Below are 21,282 nucleotides of genomic sequence, written 5' to 3'. Positions count from 1 at the left end.
GCGGCACGGCCCGCCCGAACCGCTAACCTCCCGGGGCAGGGATCGCACGGGACGGCCGGAACGGACGCAGGAGGACGCGTGGCTCGGCAGGTGGTGCTGGTGAACGGGCTCCCCGGCTCCGGCAAGACGACGCTCGCCGCCCCGCTCGCGGCCCGGCTCGGCACTCCGCTCCTGGCCAAGGACGCCCTCAAGGAGGCGCTGGCGGACGCCGTCGAACCGGCCGCCTACCCCGGCGTCGGCATCGCCGCCGCGGAGGCACTCTGGCGGCTGGCGGCGGCGCCCCTGCCGCGCGTCGTGATCGAGTCCTGGTGGTTCCGGCCCCGGGACCTGGACCACGCGCTGCGCGGCCTGGCCACGGCGGGTGCGGACGCCGTCGTCGAGGTCTGGTGCGACGTGCCGCCCGACGTCGCGCGCGAGCGGTTCGAGGCCCGCGCCGCCGCTCGGCACCCGGTGCACGCGGACGGCCGCGACCTCGCCGCCGACTGGGCCCGGTGGGCGGAGCACGGCGCGCCGCTCGCGCTCGGACCCGTCCTGCGGGTGGACACCGGCGGTCCGGTGGACGTCACGCTCCTGGCGCACCGCGTCGCGGCGGTCCTCTCCGGCCGTGACCCACGACGCACCGGCACCGCCACCCGCCGCGCCTAGGATCGAGGCATGACCACCGGCTCCCCCGACGGCCCCCGACCGCTGAGCGACCGCGTCCGCACCGCCCTCACGTCGGTGGTCGACCCGGAGATCCGCCGCCCCATCACCGACCTCGGCATGGTCCGCTCCGTCGACGTGCGCGACGGCGGCCACGTGACGGTGGGCGTCGACCTCACGGTGGCCGGCTGCCCCATGAAGTCCACCCTGGTGCGCGACGTCACCGCCGCCGTCGAGGCGGTCGACGACGTGACGGGCGTGGACGTGCAGCTGGGCGTCATGACGCCCGAGCAGCGGCAGTCGCTGCGCTCCACGCTCCGCGGGGGCACGGGCGACCCGGTGATCCCGTTCGCGCAGCCCGGCTCGCTGACCAAGGTGTACGCGATCGCCTCCGGCAAGGGCGGCGTCGGCAAGTCGAGCGTGACGGCGAACCTCGCGGCGGCGATGGCGGCCGACGGGCTCAGCGTGGGCGTCGTCGACGCCGACATCTACGGCTTCTCCATCCCTCGCATGCTCGGCGTGGACCGCCAGCCGACGCGCGTGGACTCCATGCTGCTGCCCCCCATCGAGCACGGCGTGAAGGTCGTGTCGATCGGCATGTTCGTGCCCGCGGGGCAGCCGGTCGTGTGGCGCGGGCCGATGCTGCACCGCGCGCTGGAGCAGTTCCTCGCGGACGTGTTCTGGGGCGACCTCGACGTGCTGCTGCTCGACCTGCCGCCCGGCACCGGCGACATCGCGATCTCCGTGGCGCAGCTGCTGCCGGGGAGCGAGATCGTCGTGGTCACGACGCCGCAGGCCGCGGCGGCCGAGGTCGCGGAGCGCGCCGGGTCGATCGCCACGCAGACGTCGCAGGGCGTGGTGGGCGTCGTGGAGAACATGTCCTGGCTGGAGCAGCCGGACGGGACGCGCCTCGAGGTGTTCGGCTCGGGCGGCGGGCAGCGCGTCGCGGACCGGCTGGGCGCCACCCTCGGGACGGCGGTGCCGCTGCTCGGCCAGGTGCCGCTCGACGTGGCGGTCCGCGCCGCGGGCGACGACGGTACCCCCGTGGTGCTCAGCGACCCCGACTCCGCCGGGGCGCGCGTGCTGCGCGACGTGGCCCGCGCGCTGGCCGGCCGGTCGCGCGGGCTCGCCGGCCTGCGGCTGAACCTCAGCCCCGTCACCGGCTGACGCGCGATACCCTCCCCCGGGCGCCCTGCCGGCGCGCCACCGCCGTCCCCTGCGAAGGAGCTGTCCCGCCATGAGCACGCCCGAGTGGCTCGAGTCCTGGTCCGACGACGAGGGGGCGAAGCGCGTGCGCGACCTGTTCGCGCGGGTCTTCGCGGACGACGGCGGTGAGCCCGACGGCGTCTGGTCGGCCCCGGGCCGCGTCAACCTCATCGGCGAGCACACCGACTACAACGGCGGCCTGGCGCTGCCGACGGCGCTGCCGCACCGCACCTACGTCGCCCTGCGGCACCGGGACGACGACGTCGTCCGCCTCGGCTCCGCGCAGGCCCCGGGCCGGCTCTGGACGGCCCGGCTGGCCGACGTCGCCCCCGGCGCCGTCTCCGGCTGGGGCGCGTACGTCGCCGGCGTCGCGTGGGCGCTCGGCGAGGCCGGCCACGGCGTCCGCGGCTTCGACGCCGTCGTCGACTCGTGCGTGCCGTTCGGCGCCGGGCTGTCCTCCTCGGCGGCCCTCGAGTGCGCGGTGGCCGTCGCGCTCGACGAGACCGGCGGGCTGGGCCTCGCGGGCGACGACGCCGGCCGGGCGACGCTCGTGGAGGCGTGCGTGCGCGCGGAGAACGAGATCGCCGGTGCGCCGACGGGTGGGATGGACCAGGCCGCCTCGCTGCGCTGCACCGCCGGGCACGCCCTGCTCGTGGACTCCCGCCCGGGGCTGTCCGCGCTGGAGTCCGGCACGCCGGTGCCGTTCGACCTGGAGTCCGCGGGCCTCACGCTGCTCGTGGTCGACACGCGGGCCGAGCACGCACTCGTCGACGGCCAGTACGCCGAGCGGCGCGCCACCTGCGAGCGCGCCGCGGCGCTGCTCGGGGTCCCGACCCTGCGCGACGTGGACCCGGAGCAGCTCGCCGAGACCCTCGCCGCGCTCGCACCGCACGACCCCGACGGCGTGCTGCGCCGGCGCGTGCAGCACGTGGTCACCGAGATCGAGCGCACCGCCCGCTTCCGCGACCTCGTCACCGCCGGCCGCGTCGCCGAGGTCGGGCCGCTGATGATCGCCTCCCACACCTCGCTGCGGGACGACTACGAGGTCTCGGCCCGCGAGCTCGACCTCGTCGTCGACGCCGCGCTCGGCGGGGGCGCGCTGGGCGCCCGCATGACCGGCGGCGGGTTCGGCGGCTCCGCGATCGCGCTCGTGCGCGCGGGCGACGTCGACGCGGTCGTCGCGGCCGTCCAGGCCGCGTTCGACGACGCCGGGCTGCGCGCGCCGGGCTTCCTCCTCGCGCCGCCGTCGGCCCCCGCGGGCCGCACCGCCTGACCGATCACCGCCTGCGTGATCGCCGACGACGCGCTCCGGCAGGCGATGTGTCCGTGCGGCCACCGCCGAGGCTCGGCGGTGGCCGCACGGACGACTACAGGTCGTAGGTGGCGACGACGGGCGCGTGGTCGCTCCACCGCTCGTCGTAGGTGGGGGCGCGGTCGACCTCGACCTTGACGGCGCGGGCCGCGAGCGCCGGGTTGGCGAGCTGGTAGTCGATGCGCCAGCCGCGGTCGTTGACGTACGACTGCCCGCGCCACGACCACCACGTGAACGGGCCGGGGCCCTCGCCGCCGTGCTCCCGACCGAGGTCGGCCCAGCCGAGCTCGCCGGTCCACCGGTCGACGTAGGCGCGCTCCTCCGGCAGGAAGCCGGCGTTCTTGAGGTTGCCCTTCCAGTTCGCGATGTCCGCGTTGCGGTGCGCGATGTTGAGGTCGCCGGCCACCACGGCCGGGCGGTCGGCGGCGGCGAGCTCGGCCAGGCGGGCGGTGACCTTGTCGAGGTGCGCGTACTTGGCGACCATCGTGTGCTCCTGCCCCGCGCCGGTGGACCCGGAGTGCAGGTACGCCGACACGGCGGTGAGCAGGCCGCCCCCGGGCAGCTCCACGTCGGCCTCGACCCAGCGGCCGGTGTCGACGGGCGGCTCGGGCTCGCCGTCCGGACCGTGGGCGGCCAGGCCCGTGCGCACGGCCTGGAGCGGCAGCCGCGACGCGACCGCCACGCCGGCGCGGCCCTTGATCTCGCTGGGCAGGTGCGCCACGTGCCAGCCGTCGAGGTACTCGTGGACCAGCTCGTCGGGGGCGCGCACCTCCTGCAGCAGCAGGATGTCGGGGGTGCGGGCGGCGATCCAGGTGTCCATGCGGCGGCGGAAGGCGGCACGGATGCCGTTGACGTTGGCGGTGGCGACGGTCAGCACGCCCGACATCCCATCACAGGACGCCGACACCTCCGCAGCCGCGCGACGTCGGGTGCGTCACTCCCCGCGGTAGGCGGCCTCCAGCGCGGCGACGTCGATCTTGCCCATCGTCAGCATCGCGTTCATGGTGCGCAGGTTCGCCTCGGTCGTGTAGTCGCCGGACAGCTCCTCGAGCTGCTTCGGGATCACCTGCCAGGAGATGCCGAACCTGTCCTTGCACCAGCCGCACGGCCCGGGCTCGCCGCCGTCGGACGTGAGGACGTCCCAGTAGCGGTCCACCTCCTCCTGGGAGTCGACGCGCAGGTAGAAGCTGAAGGCCTCGTTCAGCTGGAACTCGGGGCCGGCGTTCAGGCCGGTCACAGGAAGCCCGGCTACGGTGAACTCGACGACGAACGGTTCGCCGGCCTCGGCTCCCGGCACCCCCTCGGGCGACGTGAGCACGGAGTCCACCGACGACCCAGGGATGTGCTCGGCATAGAAGGCCGCCGCCTCGTGCGCGCGGTTGTTCCCGAACCACAGGTGCGTGCGTGCGGTCACCATGACCGCTCCCTCCTGACGGGCACCGTCCCTCGCGGCCGGCGCGGCACACGTCCCGACCGCGCGACGAACCGGAAATCATCGGTGTCGGTGCATCCCATCGGCCGAACGTCCGACGAAGGTAGAGACATGCCGCTTCCCGTCAGCCCCGAGATCCTGGTCGTCCTGGGCACCCGCCCGGAGGCCATCAAGCTGTTCCCCCTGATCCAGCGCCTGCAGGAGCATCCGCGGCTGCGCCCGGTCGTCGTCACGACCGGCCAGCACAAGGAGCTCGTCGACCACGTGCTGCAGGAGGCCGGCTGCGCGGTGGCCGGCGACCTCGGCGTCGGCCGCCCGGGCCTGACGCTGAACCAGCTGTCCTCGTCGGTGATCGCCGGGCTCGACGAGTTCGTCACCGGGCGGTACGGACCTCCCCCCGAGCGGATCAGCGGTCGCGTCCGCGAGGACCACTACCCCGCCGCCTGCATCGTGCACGGCGACACGTCCAGCGCCGCCGCGGCCGCGGTCGCCGCGTTCCACCTGCGCATCCCCGTGCTCCACGTCGAGGCCGGCCTGCGCACGGGGACCACGCTCTCGCCCTTCCCCGAGGAGCTCAACCGCCAGCTCGTCGCGCGCATCGCCTCCTTCCACGCGGCGCCCACCCGCAGCAACGTGCAGAACCTGGTGCGCGAGGGCGTCGACATCGGGCGCACGTTCGTCACCGGCAACACCGGCATCGACGCGCTGCGCTGGGCGGCCGCCCGCCAGGTGCCGTACGGCCGGCCCGAGCTGGCGTGGCTGGAGGACGACACGGCGTCGCGCGTCGTCACCGTCACCGCCCACCGCCGGGAGAACTGGAACGGGGGCATCGCGAGCATCGCTCGGGCCGTGCACGAGCTGGCCGACGCGCACCCGGACGTCCGCTTCGTCGTCCCGGTGCACCCGAACCCCCGCGCGGCGCAGACGGTGCGCGACGAGCTCGGTGCCGTCGCCGCCGTGACCCTCACGGCGCCCATGGAGTACCACACGTTCGCCCGCCTGCTGGCGCGGTCGACCCTGGTGATCACGGACTCCGGCGGCATCCAGGAGGAGGCCCCGGCGCTCCGCGTGCCCGTGCTCGTCGCGCGCACCACCACGGAACGCACGGAGGGCGTCGAGGCGGGCACCCTCGAGCTGGTCGGCACCGACACCGGCACGATCGTCGCCGCCGCCACCCGCGTGCTGACCGACCCCGCCGCCCACGCCGCCTTCTCGCGCCAGCCCAACCCCTACGGCGACGGGCACGCCGCGGAGCGCATCGTGGACGCGGTGGAGCACCTCGTCTTCGACTCGCCCGTGCCGCACACCTCCGGCCCCGGCTTCGTCCGCGCCCAGGTGCTGGAGTGGGCGGGGTTCCGCCGCACCGACGCCGTCGACGGGCCCGGGTTCGTGCGCGAGCCCGCCCCCGTGGACCACGTCGCCCCGGACCTCGAGGACGTCGTCATCGCCCCGAGGTCCACGGCCGACCCGTACGACGCCCCGACCGTCGGGGCGTCCGCGTGAGCGGCCTCGCGACCGCCGCGACGGTGGCCGCGACGGCTCCGTGGTGGGACCCGTACCGCGGGATGCCGGTGGGCGTGCAGGTGCTCATGTGGTTCCTGCTCGCGCTCACGCTCGTCACGGTCGGGGTGATCGTGTGGCTCGTGGTGCGGGCGTGGTTCGAACGTCGCCGGCAGCGCCGCGCCGCCGAGACCGCGCACGAGGACGAGTACCTGTGGGTCTTCGTCGTCCCGGCGCTGAACGAGGAGGTGACGATCGCCGACAGCGTCAGCCGCCTCGTCGCCGTCCAGGCCACGCACAAGGCGATCGTCGTCGTCGACGACGGGTCCGACGACGGGACGCCCGAGGTCCTCGCGCGGCTGCGCGCCGAGGTGCCCGAGCTGAAGGTGCTGCGCCGCGAGCTGCCGAACGCCCGCGTGGGCAAGTCCGCGGGTCTCGACGACGCGTGGGAGTTCGTCCACGACGAGGTCCTCGCCGGCCGGTACGCCGGCTGGCCGACGACGCGGGTCGTCGTCGGCGTCGTCGACGCCGACGGGCGCATCCCCGCCGACGCGCCGCGCGCCCTGGCCGGGGCCTTCACGGACGAGCGCGTGGGCGGTGTGCAGGCGCTCGTGCGCATCTACAACCGCCGGCACTACCTGACCTGGGGGCAGGACGTCGAGTTCGGCGTCATGGCGTACGTCTACCAGCTGGGGCGGTCGGCCTGGGGCACGGCCAACATGGGGGGCAACGGCCAGTACGTGCGGCTCGCCGCGCTGGACGACGTCGTCGTCACGGAGGGGCTGCCGCCGGGCGTCGAGCGCGGCCCGTGGCGCGACCGCCTCACCGAGGACCAGGACATCGGCGTCCGCCTCGTCCGCGCCGGCTGGCGCGGGCGCCAGACGGTGCTGACCAGCGTGGACCAGCAGGGCGTGACCCGGCTGCGCCGCCTGTTCAAGCAGCGCGTGCGGTGGGCGCAGGGCAACTGGCAGGCGTTCTCCCTCCTGCGCGGCGCGCTCAGGACCCCGGTCTCCGTCGGCGCACGGCTGGACCACGTCGCCTACCTGCTCATGCCGCTGCTCCAGCTGCTCATGGGGCTCGGGCTGGTGCTGTCGCTCGCGTTCTGGCTGTTCGGCGACGTGCCGTTCGTCTCCGGCTGGTGGCCGTCGCTGGTCTTCTTCGCGACGCTCACCCTGGTGCCGAGCTTCCTCACCCTGCTCATGACGACGGAGCCCGGCCGGCACCCGTTCCTGCGCGCCGTCTTCGGGCTGATCCCGTACATGCTCTACACGTGGCTGCTGTGGCCCGTGGTGACCGTGGCGCTGGTCCGCGAGCTGCTCGGCCACCGCGGGTGGACCAAGACCGACCGCGAGCCGCTCGACGCCAACCTGCCCGACGACGTCGCGCAGGAGGCCGTGCCCGCCGTCGCCGGCTGAGCGTCACGAGGCGGCGAGGCGCGACTTCTCGTGCTCGACGTCGAACGTGGCCGCGGGCCACTGCGGGTCGATGTCCTCCAGGGCGTCCAGCAGCAGGGCCTGCACCGCGAGACGCGCGTACCACTTGGCGTTCGCCGGCACGACGTACCAGGGCGCGTGCTCGGTGGAGGTGCGCTCGAAGACGGTCTGGAACGCGTCCATGTAGCGGGGCCACAGCAGCCGCTCGTCGACGTCGCCCGGGTTGTACTTCCAGTGCTTGTCGGGGCGCTCGAGCCGCTCACCGAGCCGCGCCTTCTGCTCCTCGGGCGAGATGTGCAGCATCACCTTGACGATGCGGGTGCCCCGCGCGGCCAGCTCGGCCTCGAACGCGTTGATCGCGCCGTAGCGCCGCTCGATCTCCTCGGGCGGCGCCAGCTCGCGCACCCTCCCGATGAGGACGTCCTCGTAGTGCGAGCGGTCGAAGACGCCGATGTAGCCCGCGGCCGGCACCTCCCGCTCGACCCGCCACAGGAAGTCGTGGGCCAGCTCGTCGGGCGTCGGCTTCTTGAACGCCACCAGATGGACGCCCTGCGGGTCGGTCGCGCCGATGACGTGGCGCACGATGCCGCCCTTGCCCGCCGAGTCCATCGCCTGCAGCACGAGCAGCACCGCCGGCGCGGACGGGTCCTCGCGGCTCTGGGCGTAGAGGCGCTCCTGCAGCTCGTCGAGCTCCTCCTCGCCGGCACGGAGGTCGGCGGCGCCGTCCTTCTTCTTCCCGCCGTACCCGGGCTTCGAGCCCGGGTCGACGTCCGCGAGGCGGAACCCCTCGCCCACCCGCAGCAGCTCGCCCGGCTCGCCCGACCACCCACGCTGGCTCTTCGCGATCATGGGCACATCATGGCGGACGCGACCGGGCCCGTCGCCCCCAACGGGGTCGACGGGCCCAGGTGTCGTCGCGGGTCGCGCCGCGTACCGCTCCGCCGGTCAGGCGATCGATCGCTCGGCGGCCTCGACCGCGTTGCGGAACAGCATGGCGATCGTGGTCGGCCCCACGCCGCCGACGCGCGGCGTGATCGCCCCGGCGACCTCCGCGCACGACTCGTCCACGTCCGGCAGCAGCCTGCGGCCCTCGTACCGCACACCGCCACCGACCACCGTGACGCCCGGCGTCAGGTGCTCGGGCTGCAGGATGCCCGGGACACCGGCGGCCGCGATCACGATGTCGGCACGCCTGGTGTACTCCGGCCAGTCCGGCACGCCGGTGTGGACCACGGTGACGGCCGCGTTCGCCGTCGGGCGCTTCTGCGACAGCAGCAGGGCCAGGGGCCGCCCGAGCGTCGTGCCACGGCCGAGGATGCAGACCTCGCGACCGGCGACCGGGATCTCGTGGTGCGCCAGCAGCGTCTCGATCCCCGCCGGGGTCGCCGGCACCGGGCCGGGCATCCCGAGCGCGAGGCGCCCCATGTTCACGGGGTGCAGGCCGTCGACGTCCTTGTCCGGGTCCAGCGCGAGCATGGCCGCGTCGAAGTCGATCTGCGGCGGCGTCGGGTTCTGGATGAGGACGGAGTCGACGTCCTCGGCGTCGTTCATCTCCCGCACCGCCGCCAGCACGTCCGCCTGGGTGGCGTCCTGCGGCAGGTGGATGTGCGGCGAGGTGAACCCGAGCTCGGTCGCCTTGTCCATCTTCATCCGGATGTAGCCGGCGCTCGCGGAGTCGTCCCCGACGAGGATCGTGCCGAGCCCGGGGCGGTGCCCCGCGGCGACGAGCGCGTCGATCCGCGGGGCAAGGTCCGCGAAGACCGCGTCCGCGACCGGCTTGCCCGGCAGCAACCGGGCCGTCACTGCTGCAGCCCGGGGTAGAGCGGGAAGTCGGCGGTGAGCTTCGCGACGCGGGCCGAGAGGGCGTCGACGTCGGCCGCCGCGCCGTCGCGCAGGGCGACCGCGATGATGTCGGCGACCTCGGTGAACTCGGCGTCGCCGAACCCGCGGGTGGCGAGCGCCGGCGTGCCGATCCGCAGGCCGGAGGTGACGCGCGGCGGGCGAGGGTCGAACGGCACGGCGTTGCGGTTCACGGTGATGCCCGCGTCGTGCAGGAGGTCCTCGGCCTGCTGGCCGTCGAGCGCCGAGTGGCGCAGGTCCACGAGCACCAGGTGCACGTCGGTGCCGCCGGTGAGGACGGACACCCCCTGCTCCGCCACGTCGGCCTGGGACAGGCGCTCCGCGATGATCTGCGCGCCGCGCAGCGTGCGCTCCTGGCGGTCCTTGAACTCGTCGGTGCCCGCGACCTTGAAGGCCACGGCCTTGGCCGCGATCACGTGCATGAGCGGGCCGCCCTGCTGGCCCGGGAACACGGCCGAGTTGATCTTCTTGGCGTACTCCTCCTTGCTCAGGATGAAGCCGGAGCGCGGGCCGCCGATCGTCTTGTGCACGGTGGAGCTCACGACGTCCGCGTGCGGCACGGGGCTCGGGTGCAGGCCCGCGGCCACGAGGCCCGCGAAGTGGGCCATGTCCACCCACAGCTTGGCGCCGACCTCGTCCGCGACCTCGCGGAACGCGGCGAAGTCCAGGTGGCGCGGGTACGCCGACCAGCCCGCGATGATGACGTCGGGACGGTGCTCCAGGGCGCGCTTGCGCACCTCGTCCATCTCGATCCGGTACGACTGCGGGTCCACGCCGTAGGCGCCGACGTCGTAGAGCTTGCCGGAGAAGTTGATCTTCATGCCGTGCGTGAGGTGGCCGCCGTGGGCCAGCTCGAGGCCGAGGATCTTGTCGCCGGCGTTGATGAGGGCGTGCAGCACGGCCGCGTTGGCCTGCGCGCCGGAGTGCGGCTGCACGTTGGCGGCCTCGGCCCCGAACAGGTCCTTCGCGCGGGCGATCGCGAGGTTCTCCGCGATGTCGACCTGCTCGCAGCCGCCGTAGTAGCGGCGGCCGGGGTAGCCCTCGGCGTACTTGTTGGTGAGCACGCTGCCCTGCGCCTGCAGGACGGCACGCGGGACGAAGTTCTCGCTCGCGATCATCTCGAGGGTGTCGCGCTGGCGGGCCAGCTCCCCGTCGAGGACGGCGGCGATCTCGGGGTCGAGCTCCGCCAGGGGCGCGTTGAACGTGGGGTCGGGAGTGCTCATCAGGCGTTCTCCTGCTGTGTGTCGGACGGCGGTCGGACGATGTCGGACATGGTGCCGGACCATCGTGTCAATCGGGCGACCGGGCCCAGGCGAACGACCCGTCGTCTGCACAGCGCGTCGCTCCCCGGTGGTGATCCACCTGTACGCCAGTCGCGACTCTCGCGATCCTAGCCGATCCCCTCGGCCCGCCGCCGTGGCTCCCGCGGGACGGTTCGCCTCCCGACCACCTCGCCACGGGCCGGGCGTCGTCGTGCCAGGCCGACCGCCGCCGTCGCGGCGCGCCTCACGCGGCGGGCGCCGGGCGGTCGGCGCCGTCGAGGCGCAGCAGGCGCACGCCGTGCGCGGGGACCTCGAGGTCGAGCACGCCGTCGCCGCCCGTCGCGGGCCCCGGGGCGCCGAGCGCCACCCGCTCGCCGGTCCACCCGTCGACGACGGCGGCGGGGCGCCCGGGCAGGCCGGCGGCGGCCGCGAGCACGCGCACGCGCCGCGGCTCGTCCGCGGTGCTGAACAGCCCGACCCAGCGCGTGGCGTCCTCGCCGTCGCCCGTGGCGGCGCCCCAGACGACCGTCTCGGCGCCCGCGGCGCCCTCCCGCAGCAGCTCCCGCCCGCCGGTGGACCGGTGGGCGACCTCGAGGACGCCGGGGTGGACGAGGTCCGCGACCGTCGCGGCGTCGGAGGTGGGCAGGTCGCCGCCCACGAACAGGGGCGAGCGGGCCAGGCACCACAGGGTGAGCATCGTGCGCCGCTCGTCCGTCGTGAGCAGCGACTGGCGCGGCGCACCCCGCTCGGCGCGCACGCCGATCCGTCCCAGCGGCAGCATGTCCGCGTCGGCCCAGCCGGCAGGCCCCGAGTGCGGCGCCCAGCGGGCCATGCGGCCGAGCTGCGCCTCGACGTCGGGCCAGCGGTCCCACAGGTCGTCGGAGACGCGCCACATGTCGGCGTGCTCGCGCAGGTGCTCGAGGTGCGCGAGGGAGAGCTCGGTGCCGGGCGACAGGGACACCACCACGCGCCTCCCGTGCCGCAGCTCGGCCCGGCGGACGGCGAGCGACAGCGCCTCGACGGCGCCCGCGTGGTACGGCGCCAGCATGTCGTCGACCTTGAGGAAGTCGACGCCCCAGCCGACGACGTGGTCGATCATCGCGTCCAGCCACGCCTGGGCGCCGGGGTGGTCGGTCCGCAGCCCGTAGCAGTCGGAGTTCCACGGACAGGTGCTGGCCGGGTCCGCGATCTCGCCGGTGCGGTACGGCGTGCCGGGCACGGGCAGGTCGGCCTCGACGGCCCGGCGGGCGATGCCGCGCATGAGGTGGACGCCGAACCGCAGGCCGAGGTCGTGCACGGCGGCGGCGAGGGGCGCGAAGCCCCGGCCCTCGGCGGCCGACGGGAAGCGCGCCACCACCGGCTGCAGGAACCCGCGCTCGTCGAAGAGCACGGGGGCGGCGTCGTTGTAGCCGCCGGGCCGCGCGGTGGGCTCGTACCACTGGATGTCGACGACGACGGTGTCCCAGCCCGCGCGGGCCATCGCCCCGCCGTCGTGCCCGGCCAGGAACCGCGCGTTGGCCAGCACCTCGTCCTCGGTCACGGTGGTGCCGTAGCTGTCCCACGAGTTCCAGCCCATGGGCGGGCGGGCCGTCGCGGCACGCGCGCTGGCGGCCCGGGTGGCGGCCGGGTCGGTCGGGTCGTGCGGCATCGCTCCCCCTCGCGGCACCCTCCGGCACCGAGTACATCGTTGTAGACGCGCCCATCCTGCCCCGCTCCGCCCGGCCCGGTCAATCGCCCCGCGGCACCCGGAGCCGCGTCGGCGCGGACCCGGCGCCCGGCTGTTCATCGTTGCAGAGCCGTGACCTGGGCCACTTGACCGCGGCGCGCGGCCCGTGTCAGATTGGGCGCCGTCGATGGCTCTTCATCGATGTAAACCGCCCGGAGCGACGCCGCCCCGGCCGCGGACCGGATCTCCGAGAGGACCCCGTGATGAGGAAGTCACGCCTGATCGCCGGCATCGTCACAGCCGTGGTGGCCGCCGGCACCGTCACCGCCTGCAGCTCCGGCGGCGGGAGCGGCTCCGACGACGGCACGCTCACGTTCATGTTCCGTGGCGGCGACGACGAGAAGAAGGCCTACCAGGAGGCCATCGACCGCTTCACCGAGGACACCGGCGTGAAGGTGAAGATGATCGTCACCTCGGCCGACCAGTACGCCCAGAAGCTCCAGGCCGCGGTCGCGGGGAACAAGGTCCCGGACGTCTTCTACATCGAGCAGGCCAGCCTCCAGTCCTACGTCAGCTCCGGCGTGCTCATGGACATCACGGACCAGGTCGCCGAGCAGGGCGTCGACCTCGACAACGTCTGGCCCTACGGCGTCGACTCCTACCGCTTCGACGGCACCACCCAGGGCACGCCCGACGGCAAGCTCTACGGCCTGCCGAAGGACATCGGCCCGTTCGCGTTCGGCTACAACGCCGACCTGCTGAAGGAGGCCGGCGTCGACCGGCCGGACCCCGACGAGCCCCTCACCTGGGACGAGTGGCTCGAGATCTGCAAGAAGCTCACGCAGGACACCGACGGCGACGGCGAGACCGACCAGTGGGGCACCGGCCTCAACGTGCAGTGGAACTCGCAGGCCTTCGTGTGGAGCAACGGCGGCGACTGGACCAACGAGGACCACACGCAGGTCACCGTGGACACGCCCGAGTTCGCCGAGGCGATCCAGTTCATCGCCGACCTCACGAACGAGGACGGCGTCACGCCGAACCCCGAGCAGGCGCAGACGCTCGACACCTACCAGCGCTTCATGGCCGGCGAGATCGGGTTCTTCCCGGTCGGGCCATGGGACATGAGCGTCTACAACGACCTCGACTTCGAGTACGACCTCATGCCCTGGCCGGTCGGCAGGACCGGTGAGCCCGCCACCTGGGTCGGCTCTCTCGGCATCGGCGTCTCGAACACCACGAAGCTGCCCGAGGACGCCGTGAAGCTCGCGACGTACCTCTCCACGGACGAGTCCGCGCAGCAGACCCTCGTCGACGCCAGCGTGCAGATCCCGAACCGGATCGACACCGCCGAGGAGTGGGCGGCCGAGGTCGACGAGGACGACGCCCTCGAGCCGAAGAACCGCCAGGAGTTCCTCGACATCGCCCTGGACTACGGGCGGGAGATGCCGGCGTCGTTCACGTACGGGGCCGAGTGGTACGACGAGCTGTGGGTGGGGATCCAGCCCGTCCTCGACGGCAAGACCAAGGCCGCGGACTACCTCGCCGAGGTGCAGCCGCGCATGCAGGAGCTGCTGGACCAGTCGAACGAGCAGGCCGAGCAGGCCGCCGTGGCCGGCACCGCCCCCTGACGCCCGTCACCCACACCCCTCGCGGTGGGGGCGCCCCCCCCCCCCGCCGCCCCCCCGCCCCCCCCCCCCCCCGCCCCCGGGGGGGGGGGGGGGGGGGTGGGGCCCACCCCCCCCCCGCCCCGCGGGCCCCCCCCCCCCCCGCCCCGTGCGGCCGCCCCCGTCCCGGGCGGCCGCACGGCCCTCCCCCCGCACGTCCCTGGACGAAGGAGTCTGCGATGACGTCCACCGCCCCGCCGGCCGCGGCCGGCACCCGCCCCACGGCGCCGGTCCCGGCGACCGCGCCGCCCCGACGCGACGGGACCTCGCGGCTCCACCGCGCCGAGAAGAGGTGGGCGCTGCTGTTCGTCGCGGCGCCCGTGCTCGGCTACCTGCTCTTCATCCTCTACCCCACCGGGTTCGCGCTGTACGCGTCGCTGACCCGGTGGAACGGGCTCGGCCCCATGACGTTCATCGGGCTGGACAACTACGTCGCGCTGCTCGGCGACGAACGGTTCCACCAGACGCTGTTCAACACGTTCTTCTACATGATCGGCATCCCGGTCGGGCTGGCGCTCTCGCTCGCGCTGGCCGTGATGATGAACCGCAAGATCATCGGCCGCACGGCGTTCCGCACCATCTACTACGTGCCCGTGATCTCGTCGATCGCGGCCATCGCGATCCTGTGGCAGTGGGCCTACAACGGCGACTTCGGCCTGGTGAACCAGTTCCTGGAGCTCTTCGGCATCCAGGGCCCGAACTGGCTGGCCGACCCGCTCTGGGCCAAGCCCGCGATCATCATGATGGCCGTCTGGAAGGGCCTCGGGTACTCGATGCTGCTGTACCTGGCGGCGATCCAGTCCGTGCCCCGGTCGCTGTACGAGGCGGCCGAGCTGGACGGCGCGGGCGGCTGGCAGCGGTTCCGCGCGATCACGCTGCCGATGGTGCAGCCGGTGACCTTCTTCCTCGTGGTCACGCAGATCATCGGCGGCGCCATGATCTTCATCGAGATCCAGATCATGACCCCGACCGGCGGGCCGGAGTACTCGACGGCGTCCGTCGTCTACCACATCTGGCTGCAGGCGTTCCGGTACCAGCAGATGGGCTACGCCACGGCGATGTCGGTGGTGCTGGGGCTCCTCATCCTCGTCATCACGCTCATCCAGTTCCGGCTGAACAAGCGCAACGCCGGCTTCGTCGTCGACTGAGGCCAGGGAGACACCATGACCACCACGACCCCCGCCACGACCCCCGTCGTGCCACCCGTCGCCACCCGGCCTTCCGGCCCGCGGCTGGGCCGCCGCACGCGCTCCCGACTCACCGACACGGTCGTGTGGATCGTCCTCGCCGCGGGCGCGGTCTTCATGATCGCCCCGCTGGTGTGGATGCTCTCCACGTCCCTGAAGACCAAGCTCGAGGTCTTCGCGCTGCCGCCGGTGTGGATCCCGGAGGTGCCCCAGTGGGACACCTACGTCCGCATGTGGACCGACTCGTACGTGCTCGACGGCATCCGGAACAGCCTCGTCGTGTCGCTCAGCGTCACGGTGATCGGCACGTTCACCTGCTCCCTGGCGGCGTTCGCCCTCGCCAAGATGCGCATGCCGTTCAAGAACGCGATCTTCGTGGGCCTGCTCACCGGCATCATGATCCCGTTCCCGACGATCATGATCCCGCAGTTCGTGATGTTCTCGAAGATCGGCTGGGTGGACACGCTGTGGCCGCTGATCGTCCCCGCGATCTTCGGCAACATCGTGATGATCTTCTTCCTCCGCCAGTACCTGGCGAGCGTGCCGGACTCCCTCGTCGAGGCCGCGAAGATCGACGGCGCCTCCTACTGGCAGATCTTCTGGCGCATGATCATGCCGATCATCCGGCCGGCCGTCGCCGCCCAGTTCATCCTCTGGTTCATGGCGGTCTGGAACGACTACCTGGCGCCGATCCTGTACCTGAACACCCCGGAGCGGCAGACGCTGCAGGTGGTCATCGCGAACATGAACGTGGAGTACGCGACGCAGCGCGACTACCCGCTGATCATGGCGGCGTCCGTGGTGGCGGTGCTGCCCATCCTCGTGGTCTTCCTGATCTTCCAGCGGCAGATCATCGAGTCCGTCGCCCTGACCGGCACGAAGGGCTGACATGACCGGCACCGACACCACGACACCGGCGGACCCCGTGGCCCGCGAGGCCCCCGAGGCCCCCGAGGCCCCCGAGGCCCCCGAGGCCCCCGAGGCCCCGACCACCGCCGAGCCGGACACCTCGGCCTGGGGCGGGCGGCACGTGCACGACCCCACCGCCGTGCGCGACGACGACGGCACCTACTGGCTGTTCTCCACCGACGCGCGGTCCGACGGCCCGGTCCGCGGCGGCGTGCAGGTGCGGCGCTCGGCGGACCTCGTGACCTGGGACCTGCACGGCTGGGCCCTGCCCGGCGTGCCCGGCCCGGCCGCCGACTGGTCCGGCGCGGCCGGGCTGTGGGCCCCCGAGGTGGTGCGCGTCGAGACGGCGGCCGGTCCCCTGTGGCGCATGTACTACTCGGCGTCCACGTTCGGCTCCCGACGCTCGGCGATCGGCCTGGCCGACGCGCCCCACCCGGCCGGTCCGTGGACCGACCGCGGGATCGTCGTGGCGAGCGAGCACGTGGAGCCGCCCGCCGGCCTCGGGCACCCCAACGCGATCGACGCGAACGTGGTGACCGAGGCCGACGGGGAGCAGTGGCTCGTGTACGGCTCCTTCTTCGGCGGGATCCACGCGCTGCCGCTCGACGCCGCCACGGGCCTCGTCGCCGACGGCCTCGCGCCCGCGCCGGGCGCGCTGCACGCCGCCCCGGGCCGCCTGCTGGCCCGCCGGGCGAAGGCGGCCGACGGCGCGGTCGAGGGGGCGTTCGTGCTCCCCCGCCCGGGCGGCGGCTGGGCGCTGCTCGTCTCCTACGACTCCCTCGCGGACAGCTACCACCTGCGGGCCGCCGTCGGCGACGCCGTCGCGGGGCCCTTCCGGGACCGCGCCGGGCGCCTCATGACCGACGTCGACGCCGAGCCGTGGTCGGTCGGGGTGCCGGTGCTCGCCGGGCACCGGCACGCCGGCGGGCCGGGCATCCTCGCCCCGGGGCACGCGTCCGTGCTCACCGAGCGCGTGCCCGCCCCCGGCGACGGCTCGCTCGGGCGCCAGCTGCTGGTGCACCACGTGCGCGACGCCGACGCGCCCACCGAGCACCGGCTGCAGCTGCGGCGGCTCGTGTGGACGCACGACGGCTGGCCGCTGGTGTCGCCGCAGCCGTGGGCCGGCGTCCGCCGCGAGGTGGACGACCCCGCGCTGTGGCCGGTGCACGCCGCCGTCCTCGACGGCACGTGGGAGCAGCTCTCCCCCGGCGCCGACCCGACGCGCGTGCAGGACGCCGTCGCCGGCCCGCTCGCCTGGCCGCACGACGTGCGCGCCGGCGTCCGCGCCCTCGGCGGCGGCCGGTTCGCGTGGACCGCCGCCGACGGCGCGGCCGTGTCCGCCGTCGTGCACCCCGGGTGGGACGCCGTGCGCGACCGCGCGACCCTGTGCCTCGAGGCCCTCGACGACGCCGGCCGCGTCACGCTCGCCACGAGGCTCCCGTGAGCGCCCCCGCGACCCCGCCCGGGCGGCGCGGCGAGCCCGCCCGCGCGACCACCGTGGCCGGCGTCGTGGCGGACGCCGAGGTGCCCGGCTGGGCGGGCGGCGTCATGCTCGCGCTGCGCTGGGCGACCCTGCTCGTCGAGGTCAGCGCCATGGTGGCGCTGGGGACGCTCGCCGGCGGGGTGCTGCTCGGGCTCGGGCCGGCCCTGCGCGCGGGCGGCGTCGTGACCCGGCGGATGACGGCCGGGCCGACGCCGTGGCGCACCTTCTGGCGCACGTGGCGCGACGGCTTCCGCCGTACCAACGCGCTCTTCGCGCCCTTCTGGGTGGTCGCCGCGCTGCTGTGGTGCGACGCCGCCGCCCTGGGGCTGCTGGACGGTCCCGGCCGCGCCGTGCTCCAGGCCGGGCTGCTCGTCGTCGGGGCGTGGGCGACCGTCGTGCTCGCCTGCTGGCCGGTGGTCGTCGCGCGCTACGCGCGGGGCGCGGCGGAGACCTGGCGGCTCCTGCTGCTCCTCCCCCTGCTCGGCCCCGCGACGTCGCTCGCGGTGCTGGTCGTGGCGGTGGTGACGCTCGTCGTCTCGTGGGCCCTGCCGCTGCTCGCCGTGCTCGCCGCCCCCGGCTTCTGGCTGTGGGCGACGGGTCGCCTCGCGGCCGACCGGCTCGACCGGATCGACGCCCAGGTCACCGGGGGTGCGTCGACCGCGAGGTGACCGCCGGCCCCGACGCTGGGTCACAAGAACTCTTGTACAACAGTTCTTGTTGGTCTACGTTGGCGGGATGACGCAGCCACCGACCTCGCCCGAGGACCCCCGCCGCGACGACGCGACGGAGCCGCCGGCCCCGGCCCGCACCGTCACCGAGGCCAAGGCGCTCGCCGCCCTCGCCAACCCCTACCGGGCGCGCCTCATGGACGCGCTCAAGGTCGACGGGCCCTCCACCGCGTCCGCCCTCGCCCGCCGCACCGGCCAGGCCGTCGGCAGCGCCAGCCATCACCTCAAGGTGCTGCACGAGGCGGGCCTCGTGGCCGAGGCGCCCGAGCTCGCCCGGAACCGGCGGGAGCGCTGGTGGCGCCTCGTCGCGCCGCGCCTGCGCTGGTCGCGCCAGGACTTCGCCGAGGACACCGCCGCCGTCACCGCAGCGCAGGCCGCCGAGGCGCTCAACCTCCAGCGCCAGGTCGACCGCGTGCGGGGCTGGGTCGCGAACGCCGAGTCCGCCCCCGAGTGGGACCGGGCCGCCTTCTCCACCGAGACGTGGCTGCACCTGTCCCCCGCCGAGCTCGCCGAGCTCGGCGACGAGATCACGGCCGTGCTCGTGCGCTGGGCGGACCGCCCGCGCCCGGACGACGGCGTCGAGCGCGAGCCCGTGCTCGTCTTCGGCCGCGGGTTCCCCGCCCAGCCATGACCGCCGCCACGGGGCGGGTGGCCGCGCCGCCCGCCGTCCCGCTCACCCGCAACCCGGGCTTCCGCCGGCTCTGGGTCGGCGAGGGCGTCAGCGTGCTGGGCAACGCCACGACGTCGGTGCTGCTCCCCCTCGTCGCGGTGCTCGAGCTCGACGCCGGGGCCGCGACCGTCGGCCTGCTCACGGCGGCCGCGTGGCTGCCCTGGCTCGTCGTGGGGCTGCCCGCGGGCGCCTGGGTCGACCGGCTCCCGGCCCGCGCCGTGATGATCGTGGCCGACCTCGTCGCCGCCGTCGCGATCGGCAGCGTCCCCGCGGCGGCCGCGCTCGACGCGCTGACCCTGCCGCACCTGGTCGGCGCCGCGCTCGCCGCGGGCGTGAGCACGGTGTTCTTCCGCACCGCCTACACCGTCTTCCTCCCCCAGGTCGTGCCCGACGAGCAGCTCGAGGCCGCGAACGCCCGCCTGTTCGGCACCGAGTCGGGCATGCAGGTCGCGGGCCCCGGAGTCGGGGGCGCGATGGCCCAGGCGTTCGGCGCCGCCGCGGGCCTCGCCCTGGACGCCGCGAGCTTCGTCGTCTCGGCGCTCTGCCTCTGGCGCACACGACCGGTGCGGCAGCCCGAGCGGCTTCCCTCGGCGCCGCTGCGGGTCCGCATCCGCGAGGGCGTCGCGTTCGTGGCGTCCGACCGCTACCTGCGCTGGTTCGTCGTCGTGGGCGGGGTCTCCAACTTCGGGCTCACGGGGTACACGGCGCTGCTCGTCCTGTTCCTGGTGCAGACCGTCGGCCTCGGCCCCTCCGCCCTGGGCGCCGTCATGACCGTCGGCGCGTGCGGCGGCCTGCTCGGCGCCGCCGTGGCGACACGCCTCAGCCGGCGCCTCGGCAGCGCCCGCGCCACGGTGCTGCTGCTGGTCGCCGGCGGCCCGCCCGCGCTCCTCGTCGGCCTCGGCGGCGAGGGCGCACGGGTGGCCTGGACCGTGGCCGGGCTGTTCCTGGTCGGCCTCGCCGTCGTGGCGGGCAACGTGGTGCGCGGCGCGTGGCGGCAGCGCTACGTGCCGCAGCCGCTCATGGGCCGCGTCGTGACGACGAGCCAGTTCGTCAACTACGGCACGATGCCGCTCGCCGGCCTCGCCGCGGGCGCCCTGGGCGAGCTGCTCGGCGTGCGGGAGACCGTGCTGCTCATGGCGGCCGTGCACTGCGCGGCGTGCCTGTGCGCGCTCCGCAGCCCGCTGCGCGGCCTGCGGGAGATGCCAGGGCCGCGCGAGCTGCCCGGGCCGCGGGACCTCACGCCGTCGCGCTGACCGCCACGACGATCTCCTCGTTGCCGCCGGGCTGCACCGCGACCACCTTCTCCTCGCCCTCGCGGGCGTCGCCGGTGGACTCGCGGCCCACCACGCGGGAGTCGGGGATGACGCGCCGGAACGGCCGGTCGCCGCCGCCGGCGATCCGCTCCACCAGGAGGTCCACCGCCGTGCGGGCGATCTGCTCCCGGCCCGGGTCCACCGAGCTGATCGTCGGCACCGAGTAGCGCACGTCGTCGACGTCGTCGAAGCCCACCAGGGCGACGTCGCCCGGCACGTCGACGTCGCGGGCGTGCAGCGCGTGCAGGGCGCCCAGCGCCATCGCGTCGTTGAGCGCGAAGACCGCGTCGATCTCCACGCCGGAGTCGAGCAGGCGGCCCATCGACTCCGAGCCGGTGGAGCGGTGCCACAGCCCCGCCTCGCTCACGAGCGCCGGGTCGTACGGCAGGCCCGCGGCCGCGAGCCCCTGACGGTAGCCCTCGGTGCGCAGTGCGGCCGAGCCGACGAGCTCGCCCTCGTGCGCGCCCACGACGGCGATCCGGCGCCGCCCGAGCGACGCGAGGTGCAGGGTGGCGGCCCGGGCCGCGGCCACGTTGTTCATCGTCACGTGGTCCGCGGCCGCGTCGAACACGCGCTCGCCGAGCACCACGAGCGGGAAGTCCACGGAGAACAGGTCGACGTCGTCCTGGCCGAGCGCCAGCGGGGAGAAGATCACCCCGTCCGTGAGGTGCCGGCGACGGCCGTCGAGCAGCTCGACCTCGCGCTCGCGCACGGAGCCGGTCTGCTCGATGAGGACCGTGAGGCCCTGCTCCTCCGCGGCGCGGATCACCGAGTCCGCGAGCTCCGCGAAGTACGGCAGCCGCAGCTCCGGCACCGCGAGGGTGATCATGTCCGTGCGCTGCGTGCGCAGGTTCCGGGCGGTGGTGTTGAGGCGGTAGCCGAGGGCCTCGATGGCCTCCTCGACCCGCTCGCGCGTCTCGGGCCGGATGTGCGGGTAGCCGTTGACGACGTTCGACACCGTCTTGATCGACACGCCCGCGCGCTGTGCCACGTCGTGCATGGTCACGCGCAT

The 21,282-nt window shown here is 74.5% G+C and carries 19 protein-coding genes and 1 riboswitch; of the genes, 12 read left to right on the top strand and 7 right to left on the bottom strand.

Annotation, left to right across the window (positions count from 1 at the left end):
• Positions 1 to 78 precede the first annotated feature (78 nt).
• The 3 genes from ACFU9A_RS08315 (at position 79) to galK (ending at position 3,121) form a co-directional block, all read left to right on the top strand.
• Positions 79 to 645 carry an AAA family ATPase gene (locus tag ACFU9A_RS08315; protein ID WP_430574758.1) on the top strand — a complete coding sequence of 189 codons (567 nt, stop codon included), beginning with the start codon at positions 79 to 81 and terminating at the stop codon, positions 643 to 645.
• Positions 646 to 654: 9 nt separating this feature from the next.
• Positions 655 to 1,809 carry a P-loop NTPase gene (locus ACFU9A_RS08310; protein WP_430574757.1) on the top strand — a complete coding sequence of 385 codons (1,155 nt, stop codon included), beginning with the start codon at positions 655 to 657 and terminating at the stop codon, positions 1,807 to 1,809.
• Positions 1,810 to 1,879: 70 nt separating this feature from the next.
• A complete protein-coding gene (gene galK, locus ACFU9A_RS08305; protein ID WP_430574756.1) occupies positions 1,880 to 3,121 on the top strand; it encodes a galactokinase in 1,242 nt (413 codons plus the stop codon).
• A gap of 94 nt (positions 3,122 to 3,215) precedes the next feature.
• On the opposite strand, the gene ACFU9A_RS08300 is transcribed toward galK, so the two are convergent.
• Positions 3,216 to 4,037 (bottom strand): exodeoxyribonuclease III, encoded by an 822-nt coding sequence (locus ACFU9A_RS08300; protein WP_430575361.1) that lies wholly within the window; start codon positions 4,035 to 4,037, stop codon positions 3,216 to 3,218.
• Between the two features lie 57 nt (positions 4,038 to 4,094).
• Positions 4,095 to 4,577, bottom strand: a complete 483-nt coding sequence (locus ACFU9A_RS08295; RefSeq protein WP_430574755.1) for a VOC family protein — start codon at positions 4,575 to 4,577, stop codon at positions 4,095 to 4,097.
• A gap of 126 nt (positions 4,578 to 4,703) precedes the next feature.
• Between ACFU9A_RS08295 and wecB the strand changes: the two genes are divergently transcribed.
• Positions 4,704 to 6,095, top strand: coding sequence for a non-hydrolyzing UDP-N-acetylglucosamine 2-epimerase (gene wecB / locus ACFU9A_RS08290; protein WP_430574754.1), 1,392 nt, complete (start codon positions 4,704 to 4,706; stop codon positions 6,093 to 6,095).
• Positions 6,092 to 7,507, top strand: a complete 1,416-nt coding sequence (locus tag ACFU9A_RS08285) for a glycosyltransferase family 2 protein (protein ID WP_430574753.1) — start codon at positions 6,092 to 6,094, stop codon at positions 7,505 to 7,507. The genes wecB and ACFU9A_RS08285 overlap by 4 nt, the downstream gene beginning before the upstream one ends.
• 3 nt (positions 7,508 to 7,510) lie before the next feature.
• Here the strand turns inward: ACFU9A_RS08285 and ACFU9A_RS08280 are convergent, their stop codons facing one another.
• The 4 genes from ACFU9A_RS08280 to ACFU9A_RS08265 all read right to left on the bottom strand — a co-directional run bounded on the left by ACFU9A_RS08280 (position 7,511) and on the right by ACFU9A_RS08265 (position 12,295).
• Entirely contained in the window at positions 7,511 to 8,374 is an 864-nt protein-coding gene (locus ACFU9A_RS08280) for a polyphosphate kinase 2 family protein (RefSeq protein WP_430574752.1), read from the bottom strand.
• 96 nt (positions 8,375 to 8,470) lie between these two features.
• Complete coding sequence (locus ACFU9A_RS08275) at positions 8,471 to 9,328, bottom strand: bifunctional 5,10-methylenetetrahydrofolate dehydrogenase/5,10-methenyltetrahydrofolate cyclohydrolase (protein ID WP_430574751.1); 858 nt, start codon at positions 9,326 to 9,328, stop codon at positions 8,471 to 8,473.
• Positions 9,325 to 10,608, bottom strand: coding sequence for a serine hydroxymethyltransferase (glyA, locus tag ACFU9A_RS08270; protein WP_430574750.1), 1,284 nt, complete (start codon positions 10,606 to 10,608; stop codon positions 9,325 to 9,327). The genes ACFU9A_RS08275 and glyA overlap by 4 nt, the downstream gene beginning before the upstream one ends.
• 76 nt (positions 10,609 to 10,684) lie before the next feature.
• Positions 10,685 to 10,772, bottom strand: a riboswitch (ZMP/ZTP riboswitch).
• A 119-nt stretch (positions 10,773 to 10,891) separates the two neighbouring features.
• Complete coding sequence (locus tag ACFU9A_RS08265; protein ID WP_430574749.1) at positions 10,892 to 12,295, bottom strand: glycoside hydrolase family 27 protein; 1,404 nt, start codon at positions 12,293 to 12,295, stop codon at positions 10,892 to 10,894.
• A 281-nt stretch (positions 12,296 to 12,576) separates the two neighbouring features.
• Between ACFU9A_RS08265 and ACFU9A_RS08260 the strand changes: the two genes are divergently transcribed.
• From ACFU9A_RS08260 to ACFU9A_RS08230, 7 genes are all read left to right on the top strand, one after another.
• Complete coding sequence (locus tag ACFU9A_RS08260; RefSeq protein WP_430574748.1) at positions 12,577 to 13,944, top strand: ABC transporter substrate-binding protein; 1,368 nt, start codon at positions 12,577 to 12,579, stop codon at positions 13,942 to 13,944.
• Positions 13,945 to 14,159: 215 nt separating this feature from the next.
• The gene (locus ACFU9A_RS08255; RefSeq protein WP_430574747.1) at positions 14,160 to 15,128 is read left to right on the top strand and encodes a carbohydrate ABC transporter permease; all 969 of its coding nucleotides are present in this window, start codon (positions 14,160 to 14,162) and stop codon (positions 15,126 to 15,128) included.
• Positions 15,129 to 15,143: 15 nt separating this feature from the next.
• On the top strand, positions 15,144 to 16,055 hold the full coding sequence (locus ACFU9A_RS08250; RefSeq protein WP_430574746.1) for a carbohydrate ABC transporter permease: 912 nt from the start codon (positions 15,144 to 15,146) through the stop codon (positions 16,053 to 16,055).
• Position 16,056: 1 nt separating this feature from the next.
• Positions 16,057 to 17,520, top strand: coding sequence for an arabinan endo-1,5-alpha-L-arabinosidase (locus ACFU9A_RS08245; RefSeq protein WP_430574745.1), 1,464 nt, complete (start codon positions 16,057 to 16,059; stop codon positions 17,518 to 17,520).
• Positions 17,517 to 18,227, top strand: coding sequence for a DUF624 domain-containing protein (locus tag ACFU9A_RS08240; protein WP_430574744.1), 711 nt, complete (start codon positions 17,517 to 17,519; stop codon positions 18,225 to 18,227). Before ACFU9A_RS08245 ends, ACFU9A_RS08240 begins: the two co-directional genes overlap by 4 nt.
• 67 nt (positions 18,228 to 18,294) lie before the next feature.
• A complete protein-coding gene (locus ACFU9A_RS08235; protein ID WP_430574743.1) occupies positions 18,295 to 18,918 on the top strand; it encodes an ArsR/SmtB family transcription factor in 624 nt (207 codons plus the stop codon).
• Positions 18,915 to 20,210 carry an MFS transporter gene (locus tag ACFU9A_RS08230; RefSeq protein WP_430574742.1) on the top strand — a complete coding sequence of 432 codons (1,296 nt, stop codon included), beginning with the start codon at positions 18,915 to 18,917 and terminating at the stop codon, positions 20,208 to 20,210. Before ACFU9A_RS08235 ends, ACFU9A_RS08230 begins: the two co-directional genes overlap by 4 nt.
• On the opposite strand, the gene ACFU9A_RS08225 is transcribed toward ACFU9A_RS08230, so the two are convergent.
• Positions 20,194 to 21,282 carry a LacI family DNA-binding transcriptional regulator gene (locus ACFU9A_RS08225; protein ID WP_430574741.1) on the bottom strand — a complete coding sequence of 363 codons (1,089 nt, stop codon included), beginning with the start codon at positions 21,280 to 21,282 and terminating at the stop codon, positions 20,194 to 20,196. The two genes, ACFU9A_RS08230 and ACFU9A_RS08225, sit on opposite strands and share 17 nt — an antisense overlap.

Source organism: Isoptericola sp. NPDC057653 (genome assembly GCF_042799955.1).
In the GTDB taxonomy this organism is placed as follows: Bacteria; Actinomycetota; Actinomycetes; order Actinomycetales; family Cellulomonadaceae; genus Isoptericola.
This window is presented reverse-complemented; position numbering and strand designations above follow the sequence as displayed.

Excerpts from the sequence above, each read along its gene's own strand:
- ACFU9A_RS08310 (WP_430574757.1), top strand. The coding sequence starts at position 655 with ATGACCACCGGCTCCCCCGACGGCCCCCGACCGCTGAGCGACCGCGTC.
- galK (WP_430574756.1), top strand. The coding sequence starts at position 1,880 with ATGAGCACGCCCGAGTGGCTCGAGTCCTGGTCCGACGACGAGGGGGCG.
- ACFU9A_RS08295 (WP_430574755.1), bottom strand. The coding sequence starts at position 4,577 with ATGGTGACCGCACGCACGCACCTGTGGTTCGGGAACAACCGCGCGCAC.
- wecB (WP_430574754.1), top strand. The coding sequence starts at position 4,704 with ATGCCGCTTCCCGTCAGCCCCGAGATCCTGGTCGTCCTGGGCACCCGC.
- ACFU9A_RS08280 (WP_430574752.1), bottom strand. The coding sequence starts at position 8,374 with ATGATCGCGAAGAGCCAGCGTGGGTGGTCGGGCGAGCCGGGCGAGCTG.
- glyA (WP_430574750.1), bottom strand. The coding sequence starts at position 10,608 with ATGAGCACTCCCGACCCCACGTTCAACGCGCCCCTGGCGGAGCTCGAC.
- ACFU9A_RS08265 (WP_430574749.1), bottom strand. The coding sequence starts at position 12,295 with ATGCCGCACGACCCGACCGACCCGGCCGCCACCCGGGCCGCCAGCGCG.
- ACFU9A_RS08260 (WP_430574748.1), top strand. The coding sequence starts at position 12,577 with ATGAGGAAGTCACGCCTGATCGCCGGCATCGTCACAGCCGTGGTGGCC.
- ACFU9A_RS08255 (WP_430574747.1), top strand. The coding sequence starts at position 14,160 with ATGACGTCCACCGCCCCGCCGGCCGCGGCCGGCACCCGCCCCACGGCG.
- ACFU9A_RS08250 (WP_430574746.1), top strand. The coding sequence starts at position 15,144 with ATGACCACCACGACCCCCGCCACGACCCCCGTCGTGCCACCCGTCGCC.
- ACFU9A_RS08245 (WP_430574745.1), top strand. The coding sequence starts at position 16,057 with ATGACCGGCACCGACACCACGACACCGGCGGACCCCGTGGCCCGCGAG.
- ACFU9A_RS08235 (WP_430574743.1), top strand. The coding sequence starts at position 18,295 with ATGACGCAGCCACCGACCTCGCCCGAGGACCCCCGCCGCGACGACGCG.
- ACFU9A_RS08230 (WP_430574742.1), top strand. The coding sequence starts at position 18,915 with ATGACCGCCGCCACGGGGCGGGTGGCCGCGCCGCCCGCCGTCCCGCTC.
- ACFU9A_RS08225 (WP_430574741.1), bottom strand. The coding sequence starts at position 21,282 with ATGCGCGTGACCATGCACGACGTGGCACAGCGCGCGGGCGTGTCGATC.